This window comes from Spiroplasma sp. ChiS (genome assembly GCF_002968355.1).
In the GTDB taxonomy this organism is placed as follows: Bacteria; Bacillota_I; Bacilli_A; order Mycoplasmatales; family Mycoplasmataceae; genus Spiroplasma; species Spiroplasma citri.
Genome location: NZ_PUUH01000204.1, coordinates 1 through 864, shown reverse-complemented (window position 1 = coordinate 864; position 864 = coordinate 1). Strand labels below are relative to the sequence as shown.

The following is an 864-nucleotide window of genomic DNA, read 5'->3' as shown; positions in this document are numbered from 1 at the left end:
AATATAACTGACCTAATTTAGTTTTCATAATTAGCAATTATAATTGCATCACGGAAATGATTACTTATTTTTTCATTATTATAAAATCAACCTTTACCATATTGATAAGTTAAATTAGTATCTTTATCATATTTTCATAAACAACTATTATTATATTTACTTAAATTTTCCATATTTTTAACAACTGATTTAGTATATTTTGATGATACTCAATTTAAAAATTGATAACTTATCGTACAAGATCAAAGCAATCGTAATAAATCATCTCTATCTTTACTAGCATTAGCATTTGTATATAAACAATTTTCAATATTTCATATCATTTTGGAACCACCTTCCTTATGGACATAAAACTGATTTAGTATATTTTGATGATACTCAATTTAAAAATTGATAACTTATCGTACAAGATCAAAGCAATCGTAATAAATCATCTCTATCTTTACTAGCATTAGCATTTGTATATAAACAATTTTCAATATTTCATATCATTTTGGAACCACCTTCCTTATGGACATAAAAACCATTTTCATTTAAAGAAAAATAATACTCATCAATATATTCATCAATAAGCTCATAATGATCTTTTCAATCTTTACTAAAAAATTCTTGTTTATGAATTATTTTATTATCTTCATAAATAACAATACCAGTAGTACCAGTTCCTGATGGGTCAATACCTATTTTTATCAAGTTGCTCACTCATCATCATAATCATTATTAACTGCTGGTACTACATTTGAGATATCTTCTTCTTTAGCTACATTATCGTTAGTGTCCGCTATTTCTGTATAAGATTGGGTAATTTTTTTTTTTTTTTTATATTATTTAATAAGGGTTCATCGCTCATATGCCCCTTATTTT

2 protein-coding genes are annotated in these 864 nt (G+C 24.4%); both read right to left on the bottom strand.

The annotated features are described in order from the left end of the window. Positions 1–17: 17 nt before the first annotated feature. A complete protein-coding gene (locus C6B38_RS05640; RefSeq protein WP_105298955.1) occupies positions 18–323 on the bottom strand; it encodes a hypothetical protein in 306 nt (101 codons plus the stop codon). Between the two features lie 16 nt (positions 324–339). Then, positions 340–693, bottom strand: coding sequence for a hypothetical protein (locus tag C6B38_RS05635; RefSeq protein WP_105298954.1), 354 nt, complete (start codon positions 691–693; stop codon positions 340–342). Between the last annotated feature and the right edge of the window lie 171 nt (positions 694–864).